The organism is Apibacter mensalis (genome assembly GCF_001418685.1).
Taxonomy (GTDB): domain Bacteria; phylum Bacteroidota; class Bacteroidia; order Flavobacteriales; family Weeksellaceae; genus Apibacter; species Apibacter mensalis.
On sequence record NZ_LIVM01000004.1, the window covers coordinates 136,402 to 158,456 of the forward strand.

14 protein-coding genes are annotated in these 22,055 nt (G+C 29.8%); 10 read left to right on the forward strand and 4 right to left on the reverse strand.

Features of this window, described 5'->3' with window-relative positions:
- The first annotated feature begins 101 nt into the window (after positions 1-101).
- Complete coding sequence (locus tag ASC36_RS04055; protein ID WP_055425212.1) at positions 102-557, forward strand: regulatory protein RecX; 456 nt, start codon at positions 102-104, stop codon at positions 555-557.
- Here ASC36_RS04055 and trxA read toward each other — a convergent pair.
- Positions 554-850 (reverse strand): thioredoxin, encoded by a 297-nt coding sequence (gene trxA, locus ASC36_RS04060; RefSeq protein ID WP_055425213.1) that lies wholly within the window; start codon positions 848-850, stop codon positions 554-556. The two genes, ASC36_RS04055 and trxA, sit on opposite strands and share 4 nt — an antisense overlap.
- Before the next feature lie 421 nt (positions 851-1,271).
- On the opposite strand from trxA, the gene ASC36_RS04065 reads away from it, so the two are divergent.
- The 6 genes from ASC36_RS04065 (at position 1,272) to ASC36_RS04090 (ending at position 11,503) form a co-directional block, all read left to right on the forward strand.
- A complete protein-coding gene (locus tag ASC36_RS04065) occupies positions 1,272-4,634 on the forward strand; it encodes a hypothetical protein (protein ID WP_055425214.1) in 3,363 nt (1,120 codons plus the stop codon).
- Between the two features lie 288 nt (positions 4,635-4,922).
- On the forward strand, positions 4,923-6,986 hold the full coding sequence (locus tag ASC36_RS04070; protein WP_055425215.1) for a protein-disulfide reductase DsbD family protein: 2,064 nt from the start codon (positions 4,923-4,925) through the stop codon (positions 6,984-6,986).
- 64 nt (positions 6,987-7,050) lie between these two features.
- A complete protein-coding gene (locus tag ASC36_RS04075; RefSeq protein WP_055425216.1) occupies positions 7,051-7,734 on the forward strand; it encodes an SIR2 family NAD-dependent protein deacylase in 684 nt (227 codons plus the stop codon).
- Between the two features lie 157 nt (positions 7,735-7,891).
- The gene (locus tag ASC36_RS04080) at positions 7,892-9,052 is read left to right on the forward strand and encodes a GlmU family protein (RefSeq protein WP_055425217.1); all 1,161 of its coding nucleotides are present in this window, start codon (positions 7,892-7,894) and stop codon (positions 9,050-9,052) included.
- A 148-nt stretch (positions 9,053-9,200) separates the two neighbouring features.
- Positions 9,201-10,229: a PLP-dependent cysteine synthase family protein gene (locus tag ASC36_RS04085; RefSeq protein ID WP_055425259.1), complete on the forward strand. Its 1,029-nt coding sequence runs from the start codon at positions 9,201-9,203 to the stop codon at positions 10,227-10,229.
- A 23-nt stretch (positions 10,230-10,252) separates the two neighbouring features.
- The gene (locus tag ASC36_RS04090; RefSeq protein WP_055425218.1) at positions 10,253-11,503 is read left to right on the forward strand and encodes an aminotransferase class I/II-fold pyridoxal phosphate-dependent enzyme; all 1,251 of its coding nucleotides are present in this window, start codon (positions 10,253-10,255) and stop codon (positions 11,501-11,503) included.
- Between the two features lie 123 nt (positions 11,504-11,626).
- Here ASC36_RS04090 and dtd read toward each other — a convergent pair whose 3' ends face one another.
- From dtd to ASC36_RS04105, 3 genes are read right to left on the reverse strand one after another with little or no spacing between them, the layout of a single operon-like run.
- A complete protein-coding gene (gene dtd, locus ASC36_RS04095; protein ID WP_055425219.1) occupies positions 11,627-12,079 on the reverse strand; it encodes a D-aminoacyl-tRNA deacylase in 453 nt (150 codons plus the stop codon).
- 16 nt (positions 12,080-12,095) lie between these two features.
- Entirely contained in the window at positions 12,096-13,019 is a 924-nt protein-coding gene (locus ASC36_RS04100) for an OmpA/MotB family protein (RefSeq protein ID WP_073961206.1), read from the reverse strand.
- Positions 13,020-13,031: 12 nt separating this feature from the next.
- Positions 13,032-13,817, reverse strand: coding sequence for an exodeoxyribonuclease III (locus ASC36_RS04105; protein WP_055425221.1), 786 nt, complete (start codon positions 13,815-13,817; stop codon positions 13,032-13,034).
- Positions 13,818-14,124: 307 nt separating this feature from the next.
- Between ASC36_RS04105 and ASC36_RS04110 the strand changes: the two genes are divergently transcribed.
- The 3 genes from ASC36_RS04110 (at position 14,125) to ASC36_RS04120 (ending at position 21,984) form a co-directional block, all read left to right on the forward strand.
- Positions 14,125-16,506 carry an outer membrane beta-barrel family protein gene (locus ASC36_RS04110; protein WP_141656194.1) on the forward strand — a complete coding sequence of 794 codons (2,382 nt, stop codon included), beginning with the start codon at positions 14,125-14,127 and terminating at the stop codon, positions 16,504-16,506.
- Between the two features lie 568 nt (positions 16,507-17,074).
- Positions 17,075-19,318, forward strand: coding sequence for an outer membrane beta-barrel family protein (locus ASC36_RS04115; RefSeq protein ID WP_055425223.1), 2,244 nt, complete (start codon positions 17,075-17,077; stop codon positions 19,316-19,318).
- Between the two features lie 281 nt (positions 19,319-19,599).
- Positions 19,600-21,984 carry an outer membrane beta-barrel family protein gene (locus ASC36_RS04120; RefSeq protein WP_141656195.1) on the forward strand — a complete coding sequence of 795 codons (2,385 nt, stop codon included), beginning with the start codon at positions 19,600-19,602 and terminating at the stop codon, positions 21,982-21,984.
- The last annotated feature ends 71 nt before the right edge of the window (positions 21,985-22,055 follow it).

The following is a 22,055-nucleotide window of genomic DNA, read 5'->3' on the forward strand; positions in this document are numbered from 1 at the left end:
GTAAATTAATGTGATAAAAATACTTAAAAAATAGTTTGTTTTACTAAGTTCAACTAAATTTTAAAAAACTTTTTTATATTTTAGTGCTTTAATTGTATATCATGCTTATTTTGCCTCAAATAAAAAAGAAATTAGCAGATTATTGTGTCTATCAGGATCGTAGTCATTATGAGGTGGAACAAAAATTGAAAGAAATTACAAATTTAAATGAAGAAGAGAGAGGAGAAATACTTATATGGTTGATACAAAATAATTTTTTAAGTGAGGAAAGATTTGCAAAGTCATACGCAAGAGGAAAATTTTATCAAAAAAAATGGGGTAAAATAAAAATTAAGCAAGGTTTAAAACAAAAAAGAATTCCCGGTAGTTTAATCAATGTAGCATTAGAGGAAATACAAGAAACAGATTATTGTTCAACTCTAACTGGTTTAGCTGAGAAAAAATGGAAAGTTCTTAAGGAAACTGATCTATTTTTAAAAAAGAAAAAATTATATAACTACCTATTGCAAAAAGGATATGAAAATTTTTTAATCAATAAAATACTAAAAGATTATTAAATGTATTGATGTAGCAAATCTATAATTTCTTGAGCTGCTCTCACACCGCTATCTCTCCATTTTATTTCTCCGTTTTTAAAAATAATTAAGGTTGGTACTGACTGAATACGAAAGGTATTTGCCAATGTTGGATTTTTATCTATATCGACTTTTATTATTATTGCTTTATCCCCTATTTTTTCTTTTACTTCTTTCAAAATTGGTGTTAACATTTTACAGGGTTGACACCATTCAGCGGAAAAGTCAATTAATACGGTTTTATCACCTCGGATAATATCTTTAAAATTTGACATATGTATTCAATATTAATTACATGATAAAATACAAAAATTAAACCGTTGAACGTTTACTTAGAGTTTTTATCGTTATTTACAGATGGTTAATTAAATGAATGATGTACCGCCTTCGTTTTTTTGATGAAAATTAAGATGTTGTAATTTAGGGTATTAAATAAATAGCTTAACTATATAAAAATATCACATTAATTAAATTATTTTAAAGAATCAGAACATTATGAAGTAATTGAATTTACAGGTATTACTTTTTCTTTCAAAGTTAATAATATTGCAAATAAATTGACGGGCTACCTAAAAAGTAATCATTCATTTTATGGAATAAAATTTCACCGTTTAACATGTATATCAAAAAAAAGTATAATTTAGTTTATTTATAAATTTGCTACATAGATCCATATTCATACTAATTATAGTTTGCTTGAGTTTAATAACTCACGCACAAGATATTACTTGGAAAAATCCAAATTTCAGGTGTAAAGAAATTTTAGTAAAAGATACATTACTAATTTTAGATTCATTAACGATTATTCCTGAGCAAATTTCTATAAAGAATAGCAATAATGAAGAAATTAATCCTCGTTTATACTCATTCAAACCCGCCTTAAACGCATTAGTTATTAACCCATCCTTAGTATATCAAGACTTAAAAATTTGTTATTACCTATTTCCCGAAAAAAAGGAAAAGAAAATTTATTCCAAAGATACGTCTCTTATAGTGAAAATCAATAAACCGTTGAAACTATATGAAATAACAGAAAAAACTATAAAAAAGAATGAATTTTTTCAAAATTTGACGAGTTCGGGAACATTAATAAGAGGAATCACTTTTGGTAATAATCAAAGCGCCTCAGTGCAGTCTTCACTAGATTTAGAGCTTTCCGGACATTTGAGCAAAGAAGTTATGATAAAAGCTGCTATTTCCGATCATAATATTCCCATACAAGCAGACGGATATACCCAACGATTGGATGAGTTCGATAAAATTTATATTGAATTATCCAATAATGATTCTTATATAAGGGCAGGGCATCTAGATTTGGTTCAAGATCAAGATTATTTTGCCAATTTCTCAAGTAAGATTACCGGGATTCAAATTGGAACGCGATTAAAGCATAAAAGTTCATTTACAGATTTGTACGCTTTAGGGTCACTATCCAGAGGAGAATTTAACCGAATGAAATTTTCGGGAGTAGAAGGAAATCAAGGACCCTATAAACTAAAAGGAAAGCAAGGGGAACTTTTTATAATTGTGATCTCCGGTTCGGAAAAAGTTTATATGAACGGGTCCTTACTAAAAAGAGGAGAAGACCAAGATTATACCATTAATTATAATACAGGAGAACTTACCTTTACCCCTAAAACTTATATATCTTCTAATAGTCGTATAGTAGTCGAATATATTTATAATACAACTACTTATACCCGTTTTTTACTCTATACGGGAGGTAGATATGAATCTGAAAAATTTAGTTTCAGTACTCATATATTTTCTGAAAAGGATACTAAAGAAAGCAATCAGGATTTAACTAATGCTCAAAAAGAAGTATTAAGTCAGGCAGGTAATGAAAGGGATCAAATGTATGTATCCAATGCAATAGTAACCGAATACGATCCGAACAAAATTCTTTATAAAAAATTAAATTTAGGACAAGAAGAAATTTATCAATATTCAACGGATAGTTCAGAAGAATTATATGCGCTTTCATTTACTTATATGGGAGCAAATAAAGGAAATTACAAAATTGTACAACTTCCCGTAAATGGGCGAGTATACGAGTATGTACCTCCGATTGATGGTATCTTACAGGGAGAGTACGAACCGATCACCAAATTAATTCCACCACAAAAAACACAAGTCATTTCAACTCATGCGGAATATAGATTTAACAAAGGTAATATAGGGGTAAATGTAGCATTAAGCAACCACGATGAAAACACATTTTCGTCTATAGGAAATGATAAAAACAATGGTTTTGCAAGCAGGCTATATATGAATAAAAATATTGATAAAAAAGATTGGAAAAGCAATTTAAATTTATCTCATGCATTTATTCAGAAAAATTTTCACATTTTAGAGAGGATAAATGAAGTAGAATTTGACAGGGATTTTAACATTTCCCAAGAATTTAACGGTATAAATCAAAATAAATTAAGTTTAGGATGGCAGAATAGTTTATATGAAAAATGGAAAATAAATTATAGCTTAAATTTTTTAGATGAGGAAAATTATTATACTGGTTATAAAAATGAAATATTAGTTGGATATACTGATGAAAATACCAAAATAATAACAAACACAAGTTATTTGCATTCCACACAACAAGACAGTATAAAGTCAAATTTTATCAAACATGTTACGGAAATTAATCATCGAATAGGAAATGTAAAAGCAGGAATCGGTTATAAAGGAGAATTCAATAATATTAAAAACAATTTATTATCAAAATATACCTTATCCAGTTTTAATTGGAATGAACTATATTCCACTTTTGCAATAGATAGCGCAAAAATAAATACTAAATTAAAATTGTATGCTAGGACAGATGATTCAGTACGTATTGGTAAACTGAAAAATTTTACAAGTTCTTATGGGGTAATTTTAAACAACCAATTGATAAAATCCCAAAATCAGAACTTATACTTAGATATCCATTACAGGAAGGTTCATTATAGTAAAGCTCTTTATAAAAATCGAAAAGATGAAAATTATATTTTGGGTTCAATCCGCTGGAATAAAATATTTTTAAAAAAAGGGTTATTATTAAATTCTGCTTATGAGTTGTCCAGCGGACAGGAAGCTCAAAGGGAATTTAAATATATAAAAGTAACAGATGGTAAAGGAATTTATAAATGGACGGATTATAATGGGAATGGTATAGAAGAAATTGATGAATTTGAAGTGGCAGAGTTTAGTGACCAGGCCCAATATATTCGGGTGTATACAGATAAAATTAACTATTTAAAATCAAACAATAATAAATTCATTTTTAACTTACAAGTTTTTCCTTCACGCTTTCTTCATTCGAATTGGTGGGAAAGAATAACCTTACAATCATCTTTTCAATCGATCTCATCCTATAAGAAAAAAAATAAAACCGCTGAATTAAATCCTTTTTCTAGTAAAGATCTTTTGACTCAAACACAAAATTTTACTTCGAACCTATCATTTAATCGAATCAGTATACACCAATGGACGGGAACGTTCCAATTTATGGAAAATAATACGACACAATTTATATTTACCGGAAAAGACAAAAGAAATAATATCAATTTTCAAACCTTATTCAATTATAAACCATGGGACTTATGGATTTTATCTCTTCAAAACAATTTTATAACTGATAAAAGCAGGTCTCAGCTTTTTGCTACTAAACGGTATACCATTGAAACAAAGGCTTTAAACCCATCAATAACCTACGAAATTCAAAAAAATATTAGCCTAAGTGCCTTAGTAAAATATCAATATAAAAAAAACAAGTTAGGAAACGAACGACTAGAATGGAAACAAGCAGGGGTAGAATTTCATTGGAATGATGAGAAAAGAACAGCTCTTACCGGTAGTTTCTCCTACATTAAAAATGAATTATCAGGAAATAATTTTTCCCTAGTATCCAGTCAAATGATGGAGGGGTTGTTAAGTGGGAAAAATAAAGTATGGAGAGCATATCTTCAGCGTGAACTTAGCTCTGTATTTACATTGAATATCATATATGATGGGCGCAAGAGTGAAGATTCACAGGCAGTCCACACAGGTAGTATTCAGATAAAAGCTTCGTTTTAATTATTGATCCTTATTAAGAAATATAAATTATATTTATTTTTCTTAGTAAAAAAAATTATAAAATGGCAATGAATTAGTTACAATAAAGTTTGTTGTTTCAATAATGAACTATTTATAAATCATGACATGAACATTCAATAATTAAGAAAAATCTTAAATAGTAGTAAAATTTTTGAGATAAAATGAAAGGCTAAAGTAGGGTGAAATTAAGATAAAATCAATAGTTTATATTTGTGAAATTTATTACATTTGATACGTAAATTAAAATTTTATAAGATAAAGCTTATCATGAAAAAACTGATTTGGATTTTTTTTATTCTTACAATAGTAACACATGCTCAAGTAAAGAATCCTATCAAGTGGAAGTCGGAAATAAGACATGATAAAGAGAATATATACGAAGCTGTATTCACTGCAATCCTGGAATCTGGTTGGCATGTATATTCCCAAGATATAAAAGTTGAAAATGCAATCCCGACATTGTTTACATATTCTAAAAATTCATCTATACGGCTTATAGGTAATACCAAAGAAATAGGTAAAAAGATTGAAGAGTATTCCGATGTATTTGAAGGGACATTAATTTATTATTCAAATAAGGTTGAATATCGGCAACGAGTCGAAGTTTTAGGTTCTAAACCCGTAGTATTTGAAGCAGAAGTCGAATATCAAATATGCAATGATAAAGTCTGTTTAGCACCTGATGGAGAAACCTTTTCCTTTACATTAACTCCCCAATCAATAAATAAAGAAAAACCGCAGGTCTTACCAATAAATACAGTTAAACAGCTGACTAAATCGGATTCAAAAATGAACTCGGTTGTTTCACTGCCAAAAGATGATTCAGCCCAAGAGGTAAAAACCAGTAGACTAAGAAATAAGAATCAGATTATAATACCTGGTTTAAACGTAGCAGAGCCCATAAATAAAGATTGTGGAGAGAAGATTATTAAGGAAGAGGGATTTATATGGATTTTTGCATTCGGATTTTTAGGAGGATTGGTAGCCTTACTTACGCCTTGCGTATATCCCATGATACCATTAACCATATCCTATTTTACCAAACATGCTAAAAGTAAAAAAGAAGGTAAAAAAGATGCATTGATTTATGCTTTTTTCATAGTATTAATCTTTGTACTGTTCACGTTGCCTTTTCATCTAGTAAGTGGTATAAATTCTGATATTTTCAATCAAATTGCCACAAATATAGGATTGAATCTTATCTTTTTTGTGATTTTTATACTCTTTGCCTTTAGCTTTTTTGGATATTACGATATAACATTACCGAGCTGGATGGCTAATAAATCCGACAAAGCCTCGGAATCGGGAGGAATGATAGGATTGTTCTTTATGGCATTAACCCTGGTAATTGTTTCCTTTTCCTGTACTGGTCCCGTTTTAGGAAGTATACTTGCCAATGCAATTCAAAATCCGAACCAATTGACCATGGCATTTGGAGGGTGTGGATTAGCCTGGGCTTTAGTATTTGGTCTATTTGCTTTATTCCCTCGGTTTTTGCATACGATGCCAAAGTCCGGAGGATGGATGAATACAATTAAAGTTGTTTTAGGATTTTTGGAACTTGCCTTAGCATTTAAATTTTTATCAAAAGCAGATTTAGTGGCTAAAACTTTCTTTTTGAAAAGAGAAATTTTTATCGCGATATGGATACTTATTTCTATATCGATAGTATTATATTTATTAGGAATAATTAAATTTCCACATGACCATACCCAAGCAAAAATCGGTATCGGAAGAAAAATAGGAGCTTTTATTTTCGGATTGATTGGAATTTATATGATCCCCGGATTATTTCCTACAGAAAAACCGAATTTAAAATTACTTAGTGGGCTAACTCCACCTTTACAAGTAAGCGTTTATCAAAAAAATCAAAAAAATGGAGTTTTGGGTCTTACCACCCTACATGATTATGATGAAGCAATACAACTTGCAAAGAAAGAAAATAAGCCAATTCTCATTGATTTTACGGGGTACGGATGTGAAAATTGTCGAAAAATGGAAGAATATGTTTGGAGCGAACCGGACATTTGGAATATCTTACACGATCAACTAATTATAGCCTCTTTATATGTTGATGATTCGGAAGAATTACCTGTTAATGAGCAACTAATATTGCACTTAAAAGATGGAAGAAAAAGAAAAATAAAAACAATAGGAAATAAATGGTCTACTTTTCAAAGAGAAAACTTTAACTCTAATTCTCAACCTTTTTATGTATTGGTAACCCCGGATAATAAAATTTTAAATTTTCCGGTTGCCGGTTATATGGATAAAGAGGAATTTAAAAGATTCTTGCTATGTGGATTTACTGCTTATGAAAGACTAAAATAAAATTTAAAAGCTGGAATTATTTACAATTAAAAAATTACTAGTTAACTAATTGAGAGCATAAAATATGAAAAAAAAATTAGTTGTATTGACAGGAGCAGGTATGAGTGCTGAAAGCGGATTAAGCACATTCAGAGATTCTGGTGGATTATGGGAAAATTATAAGGTACAAGAAGTAGCCTCCGTAGAAGGATGGTATAAAAATCCGGAATTAGTGCAAAATTTTTATAATATGCGCAGAGCAGAACTACAAAAACATGATCCGAACAGGGGACATTATTTGCTAAAAGAATTAGAATCTATTTTCGATATTTCAATTATCACACAGAATGTTGATAATTTTCATGAAAGAGCTCAATCAACTCGCATACTTCATTTACACGGTGAATTAACAAAAGTAAGAAGCGAAACCAATGAATCATTAATTTATGAAACGTTCCAAGATGTTCATATGGGAGACTTAGCAGAAGATGGAGGACAATTACGTCCACATATAGTTTGGTTTGGAGAAATGGTACCGGAAATGGAAAAAGCCATTGAAATTACTCAAAATGCCGATATTTTCCTAATCATTGGAAGCTCTTTGCAAGTATATCCTGCGGCTTCGTTATTAGATTTTGTTCCTGTAACTTCAAAAATATTTGTAATAGATCCTAAACCCGTTGAAACCAATTTGCGTCATGATATCATATTCATACAAAAAGGGGCGTCCGAAGGATTAGAATATTTTAAGGATCATTACTTAAGTTAACTATTAAAAAAATAAAAGGTAAGGTAAATAACAAGTATATCAAAGATTTTAAATTTAAACTATTATATACTAAAATTATTTAAAAATATAATATGCAATAAAAGAGTAAAATTTATGATATAATTTTTAAATTTGAAAAAATAATAAAGTATATACAATGAATATTATTCTTTTTGATGGGAAAGAATATTCCGATCTTTTGCCCTTAACATTAACGCGACCGGTAGCTGAATTAAGATTGGGAATATTAACATTTGCAGAAAGATGGAAGTCAATTTTTCAAACTGAAAAAATTTCTTATCTAACACAAGAATATCTCTCAGAGAAATATTCTCTTCATATTGAAGATCAAAATATATTTATAAATCCCACCTATTTTCCTTATCAAGAATTAATTTTACAACTTAAAAATTTAGAATTTGGAGAGGCAGTTTATGATGGTGAAGCATTAATAGCGGCAAAAACAACCCTTGAAAATTTTCAATTAAAAAAATTTGGTAAAAAAAAGGAAATTAAATTTAAAGGCTTTCATATACAATATTCATGGGATTTATTTACTTACAATTCAGAAGCGATTAAATATGATTTTAAATTAATAACACAAGGCAGAAAGTCATGTGTCTTATCAAATACAATTAGAATTATAGGAGACCCCTCACAAATATTTGTTGAAGAAGGTGCAATAGCAGAATGTGCAATTTTAAATACTAAAGAAGGACCCATTTATTTAGGAAAAGATTCTGAGATTATGGAAGGAGCGATGATACGAGGATCCTTTGCTTTAGGTAAAGGTTCTAAAATCAATATGGGGGCAAAAATATATGGTGGAACTACTGTCGGTCCATATTCAAAAGTAGGAGGAGAAGTAAATAATATAATCATATTTGGGTATTCCAATAAAGGCCATGAGGGATTTATAGGAAATTCAGTAATAGGAGAGTGGTGTAACCTAGGTGCAGATACCAATTCGTCTAACTTAAAAAATAATTATGCCGAAGTTAAGCTTTGGAATTTCACAAGACAGAAGTTTATTAAGTCAGGATTACAATTTGCAGGGATGATTATGGGGGACCATTCAAAATCTGCTATTAATACTCAGTTTAATACAGGTACTGTAGTGGGGGTTTCAGCAAATATATTTACACCGGGTTTTCCACCGAACTTAATCAAATCGTTTTCATGGGGTGGAAGGTCAGAAAGTTCCGTTTATAAGTTGGAACAAGTTTTTGAGGTTGCAGAAAGGGCCATGAAACGAAGAGGAATTGAATTATCACAACAAGATAAGAATATTATTGAATATATATATAACAACTATTAGTTATTTATATGTATTTAATAATAAAATAAGGCGTAAATTTTTAATCAATTTATGTGAGTTAAATTTCGTAGAGTTAAATTTTTTGTAAGAAAAAAAAATTATAAATTTGCCCCTTGAATTAATTATAAAAATTAATAATAAGAATAGGATGGCTGGAACTTACAATAATGTTCTTGAGTTAATTAACAATACGCCGTTAGTTCGCTTAAATAGAGTAACAGAAGGAATGAAAGGTTCTTTTTTTGCAAAATTAGAATGCTATAATCCAGGACACTCAACTAAAGACAGAATTGCGCTTCATATTATCGAAAATGCTGAAAAACAAGGTTTATTAAAGCCGGGGGCAACTATAGTTGAAACCACTTCAGGAAATACAGGTTTTTCCATAGCTATGGTAAGTATTGTAAAAGGTTATAAATGCATAGTAGCCGTAAGCGATAAAACTAAGCCTGAGAAGATATCTTTTCTAAAAGCCATGGGAGCTAAAGTTTATTTATGCCCGGCTAACGTTCCGGCAAATGATCCCAGGTCATATTACGAAGTTGCCAAAAGATTAGCAGCAAATACACCGAATTCCTTATATATTAATCAATATTTTAATAAAGAAAATACAAAATCACATTACTTAAGTACAGGACCGGAAATTTGGGAGCAAACACAAGGGAAAATTACTCATCTTATAGGATGTACAGGAACCGGAGGAACTCTTACGGGGGCAGCACAGTTTCTTAAAGAAAAAAATCCTGATATCAAAGTGATTGGAGTTGATGCAGTGGGCTCAGTGTTAAAAAAATACTTTGAAACCGGCGAAGTAGATCCTAATGAAATTAAGCCGTATCAAATTGAAGGATTAGGTAAAAACTTAATTCCCGGAGCATTGGATTTTTCTGTAATTGATCAATATGTTAAAGTTTCTGATGAACCGAGTGCCTATGCTACAAGAGAATTAGCACTTAAAGAAGGAATGATGGTAGGGTATACCAGTGGGGCAAGTTTAACAGCAGCACGTACGATAGCAGATACTTTTGATAACAACTCTTTGGCTGTTTTAATTTTTCCGGATCACGGTTCCAGATATATGACTAAAGTTTTCAGTGATGAATGGATGGCATCTCAAGGTTTTGTTAACAGCAAATTAAATGGGTTAGAATCTCACGCAACTGTAGAAAAAATATAACTAACTTTGGTTAAATTGTAAAAATGGATATTTTTGAAAGAATAAAAAATAATCCCGGTCCTCTTGCAAAATATGCGGACTATGGGGAAGGAGAATATATATTTCCTGTTCTAGAAGGAGAAATAAGCCCAAGAATGAAATTCAAGGGTAAAGATATGATAATCTGGAGCATTAATGATTATTTAGGATTAGCAAATCACCCTGAAGTAAGAAAAGCAGATGCAGATGCGGCTGTACAATACGGAATGGCTTATCCTATGGGAGCTCGAGCTATGTCCGGCCAGACCCATTACCATGAAGATTTGGAAAACCAGTTAGCTGATTTTGTAAACAAAGAAGCGGCTTATCTATTAAATTTTGGGTACCAAGGAATGCTATCTATTATTGATACTTTGGTTTCCAAAAATGATGTAATCGTTTATGATGTAGACAGCCATGCTTGCATCGTAGATGGAGTAAGGCTTCATTTTGGCAAAAGATTTACCTATCAACACAATGATATGGAAAGTTTGGAAAAAAACCTAAAAAGAGCGGTAAAAAATGCAGCTGAATCTGGCGGCGGAGTATTGGTTATTACCGAAGGTGTTTTTGGTATGAGAGGAGAGCAGGGTAAGTTAAAAGAAATTGTAGAACTCAAAAAGAAATATAATTTCCGATTATTAGTTGATGATGCTCACGGATTTGGAACCTTAGGTAAAACAGGAGCAGGGACAGGCGAAGAACAGGGCTGCCAAAACGGTATAGATGTTTATTTTTCAACGTTTGCAAAATCGATGGCCGGAATAGGTGCGTTTGTGGCATCCAATAAAGAAATAATCAGATATTTAAAATACAACCTAAGATCTCAGATCTTTGCTAAATCTTTACCTATGCCTATGGTAATAGGAGCGTTAAAAAGATTGGAATTATTAAGAAGTAAACCTGAGCTTAAAGATAAGCTATGGTATAATGTAAAAAAACTTCAAGAAGGGTTAAAAGCTAGAGGATTTGACATCGGTAAAACCAATACTTGTGTAACTCCTGTTTATATGCAGGGAGACCCCATTGAAGCTACCTTATTAATTAAAGATATTCGTGAAAATTATAAAATTTTTACAAGTGTTGTAGTATACCCTGTTATACCAAAAGGTATGATTCTTTTACGCTTAATACCAACCGCTTCACATACAGATGAAGAGATTGATAAGACTCTTGATGCTTTTGAAGCCGTTAGAGATAAATTAGTAGGAGGCCTATATAAACAGCAAATGAAGGATTTGAATTTAAATATTTAAATATTTTATTTAAACAAAAAAAGATAAACCTGATTATATATTAATCAGGTTTTTTTATGAACTAATGTTCATATATACAAAATATTTTTCCAAAAAAGATTTTATAAGTATAGGTTCATTTATTTACTCTCTGTTTTTGGAATCTATGAGGATTGTAACCGGTCCGTAATTGATTAAAGAAATTTTCATGTCTGCACCAAATATTCCGGTTTGAATAGGTTTGGACAATAAAAGGCATAATTTATTCTCGAAATTTTTATACATGTCGTTGGCAAATTCTGGTTTTGCAGCTCTTATATAACTGGGCCTGTTTCCCTTTTTCGTAGAAGCATAAAGAGTAAATTGACTTACTAATAAAATATCTCCTTGAATATCCAAGATAGATTGATTCATTATACCACTTTTATCATTAAATATCCGAAGATTACAAATTTTATTAGCTAACCAGTCCACATCTTCCTGATTATCTGTCTCCTCAATACCCACAAGTATTAATAATCCTTGATCTATTTGGCCGACAATCTGATCATCTACTTTTACAGAAGATTCTAAAACCCTTTGGATAACTACACGCATAATTAAAAGCTAAAAATTATAAATCATTTAAAATTTTTGTTATTTCACCTAAATTGGGAGCTATAATAATGTCTACCCTTCTATTTGCTGCTTTTCCGACCGCAGTGGAATTACTGGCTAAAGGAGCATATTCACCTTTTCCGGAAGCAGTCATCTGCTTAGGGGAAACTCCCTTCGATTGAAGGATTTTAGTAATCGCGGTTGCACGCATAACAGATAAGTCCCAATTATCTTTAATATTGCCGCTGCCTGCATATTTATCGGAATCGGTATGACCTTGTATAATAATATTTAAATTTTTATCCTTAGATAAAACTTCTGAAAGGACATGAAGAGCTTTAATACCTTCGGCTTCCACAGTCCAACTTGCAGATGGGAATAGGAGTTTATTTTCCATGGAAACATATATATTACCTTCTTTTTCTTCAACAGTTATGCCTTTACCTGTATAATTTTTTAATGCGATTTGTAGCTTATTTTTTAATTTGGAAACCGATTCTTTTTGTTGAGAAATTAAGCTTTCTAATTCATTGATTCTTTTAATTTTTTCTTGAAGCTGACCTTGAGTTTGTTCTAATTCATTTAATATTTTTTTTCGAGATTGTTCTGAAGTTTGAGCTTGATCAACAATTTGAGCATTTTTTGCTTTTAGATCTTCCATATCTTTAAGCCGGGTAGCATATTCAATTTGAAGGTCAGAATATTCAGCGTCTAGCTGCGCTTTCTTTTTTGCAAGAGCATCCTGTTGTTCTTGTAATGTAGAATATTGGTCAGATAAAGATTTCAAAGCGTTTTCTTTTTCTTGAATTGCTTTTTGACTTTTTCTTTCTCCCTGCAATGAAGCATAATACTTTTTTTCTAATTCATCGTATTTAGACTGAGGTACACAAGATGCTGCAAGAATCATAAGAGAAATGATACAAGTTGCTTTTTTCATCATTAGATAATTTAATTAAAGATTTTGTATTTTATTCAGATCGAAATCTATTCCTACAGGCGCATGATCAGAATGTACAGCCTGGGTAAGAATATAGGCTCTTTGGAGATGTTTCAGCAAAGGCGTAGTAACCAAAGAATAATCAATACGCCATCCTTTGTTGTTGCTTCGGGCGGTTTTTACACGATAGGTCCACCACGAATACTGATTGGGTTCATGATTAAAAACTCGAAGAGTATCTACCAAATTACATTGATCAAAGAAACGATCCATCCATTCCCTTTCCTCCGGAAGAAATCCGGAAACCTTAGCATTACGTATCGGATCATTGATATCTATGGCTTTATGGCAAATGTTTATATCCCCGTTTATAATAAGGTTAGGGAATTTTTTTTCAAGTTTTTTTATATACTCCAGTAAATATTCACAAAATTCCATTTTAAATCCTAAGCGTGACGTATTAGTTGCAGAAGGAAGATAAACGCTTAAGACTGAAAAATTTTCAAAATTTGCTTGAATTACTCTTCCTTCTTGATCGTATTTTTGATTATCACATCCATATTTTACGGATAGTGGTTGGTTTTTAGATAAAATGGCTACGCCGCTATATCCTTTTTTTTCAGCCGGATACCAATAAGAATGATAACCTAAATTTTCGAATAAGGAAATATCAAATTGATCGGTCTGAGCTTTTATTTCTTGTAAACAAAGCAGGTCAGGATCTGCTGATTTTAACCAGTTAATAAAGCCTTTATTTAATGCTGCCCTTATGCCGTTAACATTGTAACTCAATAATTTCATTATGCAAAAATACTGTTTTTTTACATTGTTATTTTTGTTAAGAAAAAATCATATGTTAAATATAAATTAAAAATTAACAATAATAAAAATCACATCAAACAGCCACTGTAAGCCAAAATAAAATATTTCAACATATTCTAAGATCAAAATAAGGATACAATAATTGTAAGTACGAAAATCTATGAATTTATCTTATTTTAATAAAATTTAGAATCAGTATAAATTATAAAAATAAGTAAAATGCATAAAATGTTTTTATTTTCATTTATTATAGTATAAGTTTGTTAAAATAAATAGTAAATCTGTTGTGAAAATCAAACTTTTATCTATATTGTTGTTTTTTTGTTTAATATCCTTTTCCCAAGACCTAAGAATTCAAGGCAAAGTAACCTTTGAAAAATCAAATTCTGATAAATTAGCAGAGGTAATAGTATCTAAGCAAGATTCTCTTTTGAACAGTACCGTTTTAGAAGAAGATGGTTTTTTTGTCTTCAGCCATTTATCGCCGGGGAATTATACGATAGAAGTAAAGCAATGGGGGAAAATAATATATGCAAAAAATTGGGACGTAAAAGAAGATATAGACCTGGGTGAGATAAAAGTATCGTTGGAAAAAGAAATACAGCAAATAACCGTCACGGGGAAAAGAAAGCTTATAGAGCGCAAAGTAGACCGGATGGTTTTTAATGTGGAAAATTCAATTGTCTCCTCATCAGGTACGGTTTTAAATGTATTAAAGAAGACTCCTAAAGTAAAAATTGAAGATCCTAATATCAAAATTATAGGTAAAAGTTTAACTAAAATAATGATTGATAACAGGTTAATCGAACTGTCAGGCGAATCATTAATAAATTATCTTCAAAGTATATCTTCGGATCAGATAAAAAGTGTAGAAATTATTACGAATCCTCCCTCTAAATATGATTCGGAGGGTAATAGTGGATTGATTAATATTCTTCTAAAAAAAGCTAAAAAAAATTCATGGAATTTGTCTTTTCAAAGTAATTTAACACAATCGCATCATACTTTTTACAATCAGGGTGCCGATTTTAATTTTAATAAAAATAAACTATCGTTATCGCTTAATTTATTTAATAATTTTATGTTTTATGATTTCACCAATCATATTCATTACTATTATCCTGATGGCTTGTGGAAAAATAACTATAAAGGCACAGATAAAAGCAGAAAACCTTCATTTCGAGCAAATTTGGATTATAATTTAAATAAACAAATTACGTTGGGGGGAAACTATTCGTATTCACAAACTAATAACATAGGAAATCGAATGTCATTGGCAGAATTGGAAGGGAATAAAGCGTATAACACCATTTTTACGCCTACTTTTAAAAAAGATCATTCACAAATTCATACGGCTAATTTTCATATCTTATATAAAATGGATAGTTTAGGAAGGCAATTAACCCTAGATATGAATTATCTTAATTATAATACGAGACCTCACAGTAGATTTTATTCAAGATATAGTTTAGACAATCAGTTTGTTAATCAAACAGATGCGATAAAAAATAATTTAGATCAAAAATTAAAAAATTATTCCACTTCACTAGATATGGAGCATCCTTTTTCGAAAATCAAATTTAATTACGGAGGGAAAATTTCTTTTAATCGGGTCGATAACCAGATCTCTTATTATACAATTGATATAAAAAATAACTCAGTACCGGATTCGACTAATAGCAATCATTTCAAATATCAAGAAAACACAGAAAGTATATATATGACGATATCTAAGGATATTACCAATAAGTGGAAAGCTCAGCTAGGGATACGAACAGAATTCACTCAGGTAAAAGGCAACTCTAAAACCTTACAGCAAATAAACAAAAATAATTATGGGAAATTATTCCCTACTGCCTATCTTTCCTATACTAATAATGAAGAAAGTGTGATATCCTTAAATTATGGAAGGCGTATTCATCGACCGAAGTTTACGGTTTTAAATCCATTTAAACAGTATTTAACACCCTATTCTTATATAACCGGAAATCCCGATTTAAAGCCATACTATACACATAATTTAGAATTAAATTATGATTATAAAGACCTAACCTTATCTTTATCTTATTCAAGGACAAAAAATGAATACACGGATGTTACCTTGTTGAATAATATGGATAAAACACAAGTATCCACTCAATTAAATGCTGTAAATTCAATAATTTCGAGTCTGGATATATCTTATATATTTTCCGGAATTCATGGGTGGGAAAGTATTAATGAAATGAATATACAATATTCTGAATATAAGTCGGATAATTTACAAATAGGGAAAATACGCAATATCGGTTGGTTATTCTACTTTTCAACTGATAACTCCTTTTATTTAGATAAGAATAAAAATTTTATATTTAATATAAATTGGAATTATAACTCGAAAGGGATAGACGAACTAAGTAGAATAAATTCCTATCAAAGTTTAGATTTATCTTTTAGAATGTTTTTCGTAAATAAAAAATTGCAAATTACTTTAACAGGAGAAGATATTTTCCAAACCAATAAACCAAAATACACGGATTTTACTAACAGTATAAAACAAACCTATAGTTGGTATGGTGATACTAATCATTTTTTTCAAATATCTATAGTATATAAACTAGGAAATAGTAAACTAAATATGAAAAAAATAAAATCTGGTAATGAGGAAGAAAAAGAACGGATCCATTAAATTATTACTAAAGGGATGGTAATTATATGCATTTTTATAGGTATTCCATAAAAAATAAAATCCACCCATCCAATATGATAAAAATCACATCAAACAGTCATTGTAAGCTAAAATAAAATATTTCAACATATTCCAAGATCAAAACAAAGATACAATAATTGTAAGCACGAAAATCTGTGAATTTATCTTATTTTAATAAAATTTAGAATCAGTATAAATTATAAAAATAAGTAAAATGCATAGAATGTTTTTATTTTTATTTATTGTAGTATAAGTTTGTTAAAATAAATAGTAAATCTGTTATGAAAATCAAACTTTTATCTGTACTTATATTTTTTTGTCTCATATCCTTTTCCCAAGACCTAAGAATTCAAGGCAAAGTAAACTTTGAAAAATCAGAGTTTGATAAATTAGCAGAAGTAATAGCCAAAACAAACTTTTATCTGTACTTATATTTTTTTGTCTCATATCCTTTTCCCAAGACCTAAGAATTCAAGGCAAAGTAACCTTTGAAAAAACAGATTCTGATAAATTAGCAGAGGTAATAATATCTAAGCAAGATTCTATCTTGAACAGTACCGTTTTAGAAGAAGACGGTTTTTTTGCTTTCAGTCATTTATCACCGGGAAATTATACGATAGAAGTAAAGCAATGGGGAAAAATAGTATATGCAAAAAATTGGGACGTAAAAAAAGATATAGACCTGGGTGAGATAAAAGTAGCAGTAGAAAAAGAAATACAGCAAGTAACCGTAACAGGGAATAAAAAATTAATAGAGCGCAAAGTAGACCGGATGGTCTTTAATGTGGAAAATTCAGCAGCAACAACCGGAGGAGATGCATTGGATGTATTAAAAATAATGCCCCGCGTTTTGGTGCAAAACGACCAACTGTCCATAATAGGAAAAAGTAGTTTAAAAGTCATGGTAAACGACAGGCTCATACCTCTATCAGGAGATGATTTGGTTAATTATTTAAAATCCATTTCATCCGATAACATAAAGAACATAGAAGTAATCACCGCGCCACCGGCAAAATACGATGCAGAAGGGAATTCCGGGTTAATAAACATAGTATTAAAAACAAGTAAAAAGAATAACTGGAACAGTTATCTGGGAGGAACCTATAAGCAATCCAAATATGAATTTTATAATGAAAATTTAGGCTTTACCATGAATTATAAAAAAATAACCATTAATTCGGATATCAATTTTTATAATGGAATAAGTTACGCTCAGAGAGATAAATCATTTATTATATTTTCAGATGAAAATATACATTCGAAATTTTATGCTAAATCAAGATTGAAAAATCGTTTCAATGGAAATTTGGGTATGGATTATCAATGGACAAAACAATTTTCTTTAGGATTTCAATCTATATATAACACATACGATGTACAGTACAGAGTTCATCTTAATGAATATTTTAATAAGCCAACTTCTTCTATACTAACAAAAACTTATACAGCTGGTCCCAGTAGTACAAATAATACCTATGTAAATGTTCATTCCCAATATAAATTGGATACATTAGGAAGTAATATTAAACTTAATCTGGATTATTTTAAAAATGATCGTAAAGAAAATTTTATTTTATATTCTAAAGATTATGAGGACTTTGAAATATATGTTCCAACCCAAGACTTTAGTTCTCGAGATGTTAATAATTTTAAAATTTACAATTATTCGGGAAGTTTAGATGGAGAACAGCATTTTAAACAAATAAGGTTGGAGTATGGGGTAAAAGCATCACACACAAAAACCACCAATAATGCGGGTTATTATACCCTTGTTTCTAATGATCCGTCTAATCAAGACGATACGAACGATTCTTTCGCATATAAAGAAAATTTGCAAGCTGTGTATGCGTCCGGAAAAGGAAAAATAACAGAAAAGTGGGAAATCCAAGCGGGTTTGCGGTTAGAAACCTTTCAAAGAAGAATAATTTCTTTACTGACCCAAGAAAAACATACCTATCATTCTGCGAAATTATTTCCCGGTATTTATTTAACCTATAATTCAGATGAAAATCACACCTTGAATCTTACTTATACCAGACGAATAAATAGACCTTCCTATAATACTCTAAATCCATTTAAGAATCGTATAAGTAAAGGTAATATTATATCAGGTAATCCTTACTTAAACCCCTCTTATACCGATAATTTGGAATTGAATTATTCGTGGAAAAATAATTGGAATACGGGGATATATTTTTACCGAGCAAAAGACGCTATTGATTATGCTTATTATTTAAATGAAAAGGAAGAGTATATATTCAGAAAAGCGGAAAATTGTGTTACGGAAAATTCAGTAGGTTTAAGTCAAAATTATACATTTAAAACCATAAAGTGGCTGGAAAGTTATTTAAGTTTGGATGTATATTACAAAGAAAATAAATCTAAGGTAGAAGGATTCAAATCCAATAATATTTTCAGCGCAAATTTTGATATAAATAACAATTTGTTTCTAAACAAGGGGAAAACAATTAACTTAACCATACTTTATCAATATGCGTTGCCTCAATATATGGGAACAAAAAAAATATCATCGTATTCTAACTTTGGAGTAGGGATAAAAACTATGTTTTTGGATAAAAGGTTGATACTTGCTTTAAATGCCAATGATATTTTTAAAACTTTTGAGGCAAAAATAAAGAATGATTTTAAAATAAATAAGTCCCAAGATACATTATATCAGTATGCTCAATATATAAGGTTTACTATAAAATATAATTTAGGAAATAGTACACTTAAATCTAAGACTCTTAAATCTGGTAATGAGGAAGAAAAAAATAGAGCTATAAAATAATATTTTAAGAGTGTTTTTATATTGATTTGCTCTTTAATGTTATTTCATACAAAAATAACATTCATTTATCAAACAGTCATTGTAAGTCAAAATAAAATATTTCAACATATTCCAAGATCAAAATAAGAATATAATAATTGTAAGCACGAAAATCTGTGAATTTATCTTATTTTAATAAAATTTAGAATCAGTATAAGTTGTAAAAATAAGTAAAATGCATAAAATGTTTTTATTTTCATTTATTATAGTATAAGTTTATTAAAATAAATAGTAAATCTGTTGTGAAAATCAAACTTTTATCTATATTGTTGTTTTTTTGTTTAATATCCTTTTCCCAAGACCTAAGAATTCAAGGCAAAGTAACCTTTGAAAAATCAAATTCTGATAAATTAGCAGAGGTAATAGTATCTAAGCAAGATTCTCTTTTGAACAGTACCGTTTTAGAAGAAGACGGTTTTTTTGTCTTCAGTCATTTATCACCGGGAAATTATACGATAGAAGTAAAGCAATGGGGAAAAATAGTATATGCAAAAAATTGGGACGTAAAAAAAGATATAGACCTGGGTGAGATAAAAGTAGCAGTAGAAAAAGAAATACAGCAAATAACCGTAACGGGGAAAAGAAAGCTTATAGAGCGCAAAGTAGACCGGATGGTTTTTAATGTGGAAAATTCAGTATTTTCATCAGGGGAAACAGCTTTAGATATATTAAAGAAAACTCCTCAAATTAGAGTGAAAGAAGAAAGTTTGGTTTTGATTGGAAAAAGTAGTATGAAAGTTATGGTAAATAATCGAATGATTTCTCTCTCAGGAAAGGAATTAATTACTTATTTAGAATCGGTTTCTTCTGATGATATTAAAAATGTAGAAATTATTAGTAATCCACCTGCAAAATATGAGGCAGAAGGAAACTCAGGATTAATAAATATTAATTTGAAACAGGCTTTTAAAAATACATGGAGTTTGTCTATTCGACAACAATTAAAGCAAGCTTCATATTCTTCTTATGGTAATGGTTTATCTTTTAATATTAATAGAAATAAAATTATTTTTAGTTCAAGTGTAAATTATGATAAAAGAAAAGTAAAAAATATTAATCATATCAATTACTTTTATCCGGATGAAAATTGGAATATATTAGATAAAAACCTTAAAGATGGAAATTCTTATTCAGGAAGAGTGAGTATAGATTATCTTATAAGTAAAAATAATACGGTAGGGTTTATCTATGATTATGATTATGTGCAATCTACTCCAAAAGAACAAGAAAAATCATTTACAAAAATATCTAACAGATCAGACTATAACCATATTTATTCTCTTTCAACCATTACCGATAAATATAATTATCACTCTGCAAATTTACATGATATATATAAAATAGACTCAACCAAGGGGAAACAAATAACTTTTGATTTAGATTATTTTTATAACAAAAGTCCTAAGGAAAATTATTCGCAAACCAACTATAGTTTAGATGGGAATTTACGGAACTATTATGGGTTTGAAAATATAGGGGAACAGGAGGTTAATAATTTTTCACTAACTATAGATATGCAACACCCATTGTCTTGGATGGAGATGAATTATGGAGCAAAAATATCTTTTAATAAAACAAAAAATAATATTTTTTATTATGATGTAACCACAGGAAATCCTGTATTAAATCTGGAAAATACAGATAAATTTGATTATAAAGAAAATGATCAATCATTTTACTTTACAGTAAATAAAAAAATAAAAGAAAAATGGGAATTTAAATTAGGGGTGCGTACGGAATTTACCCGGACAGAAGGAAAATCATTTACTTTATATCAGACAGACAGAAAAAAATATGTTAAGTTATTCCCTACGGCTTATCTTTTATATACGCTAAAAGATGATGCAACTATTTCCGTAAATTATGGAAGACGTATACAAAGACCTCGTTTTTATTCGTTAAATCCATTTAGATTTTATTTGAATCCTTACTCTTATTTAACAGGAAATCCTGATCTAAAACCTACTTATAGTCATAATATAGAAATGTCTTATGTATGTAATGAGTTTGCTCATACACTTTACTATTCGAAAACGGAAGGAGATTATGAGCAGGTCACAATTTTGAATAATGACAATAGAATACAAATAAACAAGCCCTTAAATGCTTTAAATTCGGAAATATTAGGCTATAAAACCTCCTATTCATTTTTCGTATACAAATGGTGGGAAAGTGTAAATGAATGTACTATTTCCTATGCAGAATATAAATCACCGCTCAGTTTTATATCTAATAGAAGAAACATAGGTTGGACATTATATTTTTCTACTGATAATACCTTTTATCTTAATAAAAATAAAACAATAGCATTCGCTGTTGATTGGTGGTATAATTCCAAGGGGCCGGACCAGATGGATAAAGGAACCTCCTACAATAGTTTAGATTTTGCTTTAAAATTATTTTTCATAAATAAAAATTTGCAAATATCACTTCGAGGATGTGATGTTACAGGTAGTAATCGTGCCAAATGGACATCATTTACCCATAATATAAAACAGACCTATAAAAATTATGGAGATGGGAGTCAGTATTTTTTATTGTCTATGGTTTATAAATTAGGAAATAAAAAGCTTAAAGAATTAAAAAGACAAACAGGAAATCAAGAAGAAAAAGAACGGATCCATTAAATTATTACTAAAGGGATGGTAATTATATGCATTTTTATAGGTATTCCATAAAAAATAAAATCCACCCATCC

Coding starts and splice junctions, on each gene's coding strand:
- ASC36_RS04105 (WP_055425221.1), bottom strand. CDS start 13,817: ATGAAATTATTGAGTTACAATGTTAACGGCATAAGGGCAGCATTAAAT.
- ASC36_RS04055 (WP_055425212.1), top strand. CDS start 102: ATGCTTATTTTGCCTCAAATAAAAAAGAAATTAGCAGATTATTGTGTC.
- ASC36_RS04085 (WP_055425259.1), top strand. CDS start 9,201: ATGGCTGGAACTTACAATAATGTTCTTGAGTTAATTAACAATACGCCG.
- dtd (WP_055425219.1), bottom strand. CDS start 12,079: ATGCGTGTAGTTATCCAAAGGGTTTTAGAATCTTCTGTAAAAGTAGAT.
- ASC36_RS04070 (WP_055425215.1), top strand. CDS start 4,923: ATGAAAAAACTGATTTGGATTTTTTTTATTCTTACAATAGTAACACAT.
- trxA (WP_055425213.1), bottom strand. CDS start 850: ATGTCAAATTTTAAAGATATTATCCGAGGTGATAAAACCGTATTAATT.
- ASC36_RS04100 (WP_073961206.1), bottom strand. CDS start 13,019: ATGATGAAAAAAGCAACTTGTATCATTTCTCTTATGATTCTTGCAGCA.
- ASC36_RS04075 (WP_055425216.1), top strand. CDS start 7,051: ATGAAAAAAAAATTAGTTGTATTGACAGGAGCAGGTATGAGTGCTGAA.
- ASC36_RS04090 (WP_055425218.1), top strand. CDS start 10,253: ATGGATATTTTTGAAAGAATAAAAAATAATCCCGGTCCTCTTGCAAAA.
- ASC36_RS04080 (WP_055425217.1), top strand. CDS start 7,892: ATGAATATTATTCTTTTTGATGGGAAAGAATATTCCGATCTTTTGCCC.